We start from the raw sequence: 5995 nt of genomic DNA on the forward strand, positions 1-5995 counted from the left end.
CCCCACTCCCCTCACTGCCGTCATCCCCCTCACCATCGGCGCCCCAAGGGTCGCCGGGGTCACAGCCCCCGTACGGTCCGCACGGCCCGCAGGGCGTGTACGGTCCGCAGGGTGCGCACGGCACATACGAGACCCAGGACAGGGCGAACCCGGCCGACGGGTCCGTCGGCATGCCCGGGCTCGGCGGAGCGAACGACCCGCAGCAGGAGGGTTCGCGGCTCTCGCGCCGCCGACGGGCCGCACGCAACGGCTCCGACCGCGTCGAGGTCGGTTCCGACCGCACCGAGACCAGTCCTGACCAGCCGGAGAGCGATTCCGATCGCCCCGAACCCGGCGGCGCCGACCGGATCCAGGGCGGTGGCCCTGAGCGGATCGGGCGGCGCAACCGTATGGAGGGTATGGACCGTATGGATCGCGCCGAGCATGTGGATCGTGTCAATCGTGACGGAATGGATCAGACGGGCCAGACGGACCGGCCTGACGCCGTCGACCGTGAGAGCCGTGCGGCGCGCAGGCGCCGTACGGACCGCCTCGACCAGGTGGTCAACCGGCTCCACACGGCCGGGAGCAGGAATGGTGGTCGGGTGGGGGTGACGTACAAGTACTTCGGCGCGCCCGACGGCGCGACCGCGGCCCGCGTCCCGATCTCGATGCGCCCCGAGGAACTCGGCGGCGACGAGCTCGGCATGAACGGCATGTTCACCAAGATCAAGCCGGAGACGATGGCCGCGATGGTGCTGACCGGCATCGAGGGCGTCCCCCTGCACAAGGTCCCGCCGCTGGAGCTGGTCGTCCTGCACCCCGACTACGCGGTCGTGAAGCTGCCGATGACCGTCGTGGACCCGCTGCGCGGCATCGGCGAGGAAGCGGTCGGCGCGGCGGCCTTCATCTGGTCCACGGTCCCGGACCGCGGCGGCCCCCGCGACGCGTTCAACGTGTACCAACTGCTCCACGAATGGCAGGACTTCTCGCACCGGCTGCATGAGGCGGGGCATCAGCCGTACTGCCTGGTGTGGCCCTGAGCCGAGACCTCAGGGATTTCGGGCGGGCGGTTTTCTGCCCCTCGTCGTATGTGGAGAGAGGCGGTCGGGCGGCCGGGCACCATCGGTTTCGCCGGGGCTCTGATGCGCCCCGGGTGCCGGGCCGCTCGCCCTCCGCCTCGCCGTCCGCATCGCCCTCCGCCTCGGCTTCTGTGAAGGCGTCGTCGGTTCACGGCCGCTCACCAGGCCGTTCTCCCTACTCCGGGTGGCCCGCTTCGGGGGCAGGAAGAGGTGTGAGCCTGACCGTCGCGACGTACGAGACCACGACCGCGACGATCACCAGCGGCATGACAGTGATCCCCTCTGCCCCGATCAGCAGTGTGGCGAGCAGGACGGAGACCAACGGAAGTCTCAGCATCGCGGCGCTCATCGCTCCGATACCCATCGCGAACCCCGCGACCAGGGACAGCCCTGGCAGGTGCGAGATCAGCATGCCGACCGCCGCTCCCACGAACATCGCGGGAAAGATCGGGCCTCCCCTGAAACTACTGAGCGATACGCAATAGGCCAGCCCCTTGCACAACACCAGCAGCGACAACGCTCCCACCGAATACGCGTCGTGGTGCCTGAGGAGTGGATCCAACGCCGTCTGGCCGGAATACAACACGTCGGTCGCGGCCTTGCCGGTGCCCTCCGCGTAGGCGATCGCCAGCCCCGCCACGACCAGTCCCATGACCACCGTGGCCGGCACCCGTCGCCTCTCGACGTGCGTCTTCAGCCGGACGGCGAGCCATCGGATCCCCGCGCCCGCGAACGCGGCCGACAGACCGATGACCAGAGCCCAGCCGAATTCCGCCGCTGTCGGGGGCGTGGCCTTGGGGACGTCGTGCAGTGCCAGCGAGTAGGTGCCCAGCCCGCTCCAGCTTCCCAGTCCGACGAAGATGAGTGCGCCGATACCCGATGCCAACAGGCCCGGCACCAGCACCGTCGTCATCATCACCCCACCCAGCCCCGAGGCTTCCATCAGCAGGAACGCTCCGAGCAGCGGAGATCCCAGGAGCGAGCTGACGGCCGCGAAGCTGCCGGTCGCGCCCAACACCGCGCTCACCCGCTCCGGGGGGTCGCGTTTGACCATGCGCACGGCGCCGGCGGCGAGTCCCGCGCCGAGCGCCAGCAGAGGGGCCTCGGGCCCGAGAACCGCAGCTAAGCAGAGCGTCGCCAGGGCAGCGAGGAAGATGCCGGGCAGCTCGACGGGTGCGGGCGCACCGGCGGCCTTGAACCCGGCTGTCGGTTCGTGGCCGCCATGTCCTGGCAGGTACTGGATCGACAGTCCCGCAAGCAGTCCCCCGACGGCGAGCAGGGGCAGAGGCCACCACAGGGGGGTTCCCTCGAAGCCCAGCGCCTTGGGCAGATCCGTGTAGAGCAGGGGCTGAAGTTCGCCGACCAGCGCCAGGAAGCCGAATGCCGCCGCCGACACCGGCACGCCGATCAATGCGGCCAGCAGCAGGAGCACCAGGTACTGGCGGCTCCGAAGAAGAGTCCGCGGGTCCGAGGGCGGCGCGGGCTCGGATCCAGCTTCGGCGACCGGCATCGCATTGCCTCCTCGCGAACGCGGACCTGGTCGGTGGTCTCACCGGCCGCCTTCAGCGCACCTGAAACGCCCTGCCACCTGATGCGAGAGGCGTGGTTCCGAGCCTGGCACGCCGTTCCCCCGCAGGCATTTCGGTGCCGACCATGGAGGTGAACGCCCGACCCCTCACTCTTGGCCCACGGCCCCCGGTGGCTCGCCGGAGCCGGCTGCCCGGGCGTCTTCCGCGATGCGGACGGCGCCGAGAAGGACCCGCGCGACCATTCCCACCAGAATCACGTCGGCCAGCATCTGCATCATGGTCAGAACCCGTGCCGTCTCTGTGACCGGAACGATGTCGCCGAAGCCGACCGTGGCGAACACGGTGACGGTGAAGTACAAGGCGTCGGTGCGCCCGAAAATCTCCGAGAACGAGTCGGACCGGTTCTGGGAAAGGACCACATAGGCCGCCGAGAAGATGATCAGAAAGGTCGGCCCGGCAGTGGCCATGGTCTCTATGGCGCGTAGCCGGGGATGGTCGGATCGCTTGACCATTCGGATCTGCCAGGCAAGTGCGCCGACGAAGAGCACGAGACTCACGGCCAGCGCGATCGCTGTACCGAGGTCGAGCCCCTTGTCCAGCGGCAGCAGGTAGTAGACGACAACCGACAGGACCACGGTCACCGAGGATCGGGCCACCGAAAGGAGCAGTCGACGGCGCGACACGCGGAAGCGCTGGGTCTGCCGGGGTCTTTTCATGACGTCACCATGTGCGCATGTAGGTCGTACTCACGCAGGTTTCGGGTCCGTCCGGGCATGTGCGGGCTTCACATCCGCAGAGCCCCGTCCACTATCACGGCTGAAGACTTCGAAAACGCTCCGAACGCCCTCCGAGGCGCCTCCTGCAACCCTTTTGGAGGGACGTCCGTCCTCTGCGACGTCCGTCATCTGCCTCGTCATGTGGTGAAAACCCGGTGGCCGTCCGGGAGGGACGCTGCTACCTTCCCGGCAGGCCGTGCGAGAGAACGAGGAGGTGGTACCCGTGAACGCTGTATCGACATGGGTGCTCCCCTCCGGGGTCACGGTCGGGCGGTAGGTCGTCCGGGAGCGCCGTTCTCGCGCACTCCCGAAAGGCACGACCATGCGATTCACTTCCGAACTGCGCCTCGACGACGGTGTCCTCGAACGCGAGTTCCTCCTCGGCGAGATCCCCGGCACCCTGTGGACACCCGAGTCCGCCGCGCCGGTCCCGCTGATCCTGACGGCCCACAACAACGGTCTGCCCAAGAGCGATGCCCGGCTGGTGGCCCGGGCGCGGACATCAGCGACGTACGGCCACGCGGTGGCCACCATCGACGCCGCCGGGTGCGGTGACCGGCCCCGTTCCGCCGCCGACGAGCAGGCCCGCGCCGACCTGCGGCGGGCGATGCGGGCCGGCGAGCCGGTCGACGAGATCTTCGAGTCCCTCGTCGGCCCGCTGGTCGAGAAGGCGGCCCCGGAGTGGCGGACCACCCTGGACGCGCTGCTCGCCCTCCCCGAGATCGGCGGCCCGGTCGGATACTCGGGGTGGACGGCCCTCGGCATCCGGCTGGCGGCGACCGAGCCGCGCATCGCGGCGGCCTGCTGCTTCGCCGGGGGTTACGTGCCCCGCGCCCAGCGCGAGGAGGCCCGGCAGGTCACCGTTCCGCTGCTGCTCCTGCTCCAGTGGGACGACGAGGGGAACCCCCGGCAGCGGGCCCTGGACCTGTTCGACGCGTTCGGCTCCCGTGAGAAGACGCTGCACGCCAACCTGGGCGGGCACACCGGCACCCCGTGGTTCGAACTGGACGACGGGAACCGCTTCTTCGGCCGCCACCTGAGGTGACACCGGGCCCGCCCCGGCCTCCGGCGAGGGGTGGCCTTTGGGGAGGTGCCCTTTCGGGTGGTGGCTGGAGAGACAATTTCGGCCAAGTTCCGCGGTTCGTAGGGTCGTTGGCGCAGCCAACAGTCACGTGTCACGGGAGCCCCGCATGTTCACTTCCACCGCAGGTCGTCTGACGTCCGCCGCCGTCGCCACGGTGGCCGGTCTCGCCGTGCTCGCGCCCACCGCCCAGGCCGTGGAGCAGGGCCGGGGCGAGCCGATGGCGCCGAGGCTGACCGTCGCCGGGTACACGAAGTACCTCAAGGCGCAGTCCACGCCGGAGGCGAGGAAGGCGCTGAAGAGGTTCCAGGCGCTCACCAGGGGGCAGCAGACCGTCTTCGTGAAGGACCTCCAGGACCGCCGGATCCACAAGGCGCTCCTCGGCAAGGTGACGGCCCCGATCGGCAAGCCGGTCAGCATCACCGACCCCTACAACAAGGAGGTCCGGTTCGTCACGAAGGCGACCTCCAAGGTCGGCAAGGACAAGAACCGCACCACGACCGTCAGTTTCACCGTGACCCAGGAGATCTTCCGTATCCCGGTCACCAGCGAGACGCTCACCATCAGCTACCCGACCGCCGGGGAGGGGCCGAAGAAGATCACCGGCAAGGCCAAGGTCACCAACGTCAACGCGGCCATCGCCATCAAGGACGACCCCCGCGTCGTCGTCAAGGGCTCCGACGCGCAGACCCTCTGGGTCGCGATCCCGCAGGTGAAGTCCTTCGGCAAGCCCGTCCACAAGAAGCAGCACATCCAGCGCACCGCTCCCGGCTTCCGCGCCCAACTCACCGATCTGGGCTGACATCCCGAGACGGCTCACGCCGGGGCGGAGGGCACCGGGCGGCAGAGGGGACCGGGGCAGGGGGCGCAGCGAGCCCCCCGCCCCGGCTCAGCCTCCCCTGTACTGCGACGGGGTCACCCTGTGCAGGCTGTGGCGCACCCGGCGGTTCGGGTTCTGGAAGTACGACCTGGCCCCTTTGGGGACGTGCCGGCCCTCCGCTCGGCCGGACTACGGATACGGCGGCCCGTCCTGTGGCGGCTGCGGGCCGCCGTACTCGCGTCGGTCACGGCGCCCGAGCGCCTGTCCTGGCCGGCGCCTATCTTGACCCCATGCAGTCCTACACGATCGGTCAGGCAGCGCGGTTGCTCGGGGTGAGTCCGGACACCGCGCGGCGGTGGGCGGACGCGGGCCGGGTGGCGACCCGGCGCGACGACAGCGGGCGTCGGCTCATCGACGGCCGGGACCTCGCGGCGTTCTCGGTGGAGCTGGCCGCGGACGCCCCCGCCGAGGACGACGTCCCGTACACCTCCGCCCGCAACGCGTTCCCCGGCATCGTCACCGCCGTCAAGCTCGGCGATGTGGCCGCGCAGGTGGAGATCCAGGCCGGGCCTCACCGTCTTGTCTCGCTCCTGACGCGGGAGGCCGTGGAGGAGTTGGGCCTGGAGGTCGGGATGGAGGCCACCGCCCGCGTGAAATCCACGAACGTCCACATCGACCGGACCTGAGGTCGACGGCCGCACGGGCGGTCGACGGCCGCACGGGCGGTC

6 protein-coding genes are annotated in these 5995 nt (G+C 69.9%); 4 read left to right on the forward strand and 2 right to left on the reverse strand.

Annotated elements, in window-relative coordinates:
• Positions 1-584: 584 nt before the first annotated feature.
• Positions 585-1022 carry a hypothetical protein gene (locus tag AOK15_RS30355; protein ID WP_003974483.1) on the forward strand — a complete coding sequence of 146 codons (438 nt, stop codon included), beginning with the start codon at positions 585-587 and terminating at the stop codon, positions 1020-1022.
• A gap of 214 nt (positions 1023-1236) precedes the next feature.
• Here AOK15_RS30355 and AOK15_RS30360 read toward each other — a convergent pair whose 3' ends face one another.
• Complete coding sequence (locus AOK15_RS30360; protein WP_055521542.1) at positions 1237-2571, reverse strand: chloride channel protein; 1335 nt, start codon at positions 2569-2571, stop codon at positions 1237-1239.
• A gap of 165 nt (positions 2572-2736) precedes the next feature.
• Positions 2737-3306 (reverse strand): potassium channel family protein, encoded by a 570-nt coding sequence (locus AOK15_RS30365; RefSeq protein WP_055521543.1) that lies wholly within the window; start codon positions 3304-3306, stop codon positions 2737-2739.
• 382 nt (positions 3307-3688) lie between these two features.
• Between AOK15_RS30365 and AOK15_RS30370 the strand changes: the two genes are divergently transcribed.
• The 3 genes from AOK15_RS30370 to AOK15_RS30380 all read left to right on the forward strand — a co-directional run bounded on the left by AOK15_RS30370 (position 3689) and on the right by AOK15_RS30380 (position 5953).
• Positions 3689-4411: a dienelactone hydrolase family protein gene (locus AOK15_RS30370; protein ID WP_055521544.1), complete on the forward strand. Its 723-nt coding sequence runs from the start codon at positions 3689-3691 to the stop codon at positions 4409-4411.
• A 145-nt stretch (positions 4412-4556) separates the two neighbouring features.
• A complete protein-coding gene (locus tag AOK15_RS30375; RefSeq protein ID WP_055521545.1) occupies positions 4557-5249 on the forward strand; it encodes a hypothetical protein in 693 nt (230 codons plus the stop codon).
• Between the two features lie 308 nt (positions 5250-5557).
• Positions 5558-5953: a TOBE domain-containing protein gene (locus AOK15_RS30380; RefSeq protein WP_055521546.1), complete on the forward strand. Its 396-nt coding sequence runs from the start codon at positions 5558-5560 to the stop codon at positions 5951-5953.
• The last annotated feature ends 42 nt before the right edge of the window (positions 5954-5995 follow it).

This window comes from Streptomyces ossamyceticus (assembly GCF_001418475.1).
Lineage (GTDB): Bacteria > Actinomycetota > Actinomycetes > Streptomycetales > Streptomycetaceae > Streptomyces > Streptomyces ossamyceticus.

Bases quoted from the DNA above. Each gene is read 5' to 3' on its own strand.
- AOK15_RS30360 (WP_055521542.1), bottom strand. From the start codon at position 2,571: ATGCCGGTCGCCGAAGCTGGATCCGAGCCCGCGCCGCCCTCGGACCCG.
- AOK15_RS30365 (WP_055521543.1), bottom strand. From the start codon at position 3,306: ATGAAAAGACCCCGGCAGACCCAGCGCTTCCGCGTGTCGCGCCGTCGA.
- AOK15_RS30370 (WP_055521544.1), top strand. From the start codon at position 3,689: ATGCGATTCACTTCCGAACTGCGCCTCGACGACGGTGTCCTCGAACGC.
- AOK15_RS30375 (WP_055521545.1), top strand. From the start codon at position 4,557: ATGTTCACTTCCACCGCAGGTCGTCTGACGTCCGCCGCCGTCGCCACG.
- AOK15_RS30380 (WP_055521546.1), top strand. From the start codon at position 5,558: ATGCAGTCCTACACGATCGGTCAGGCAGCGCGGTTGCTCGGGGTGAGT.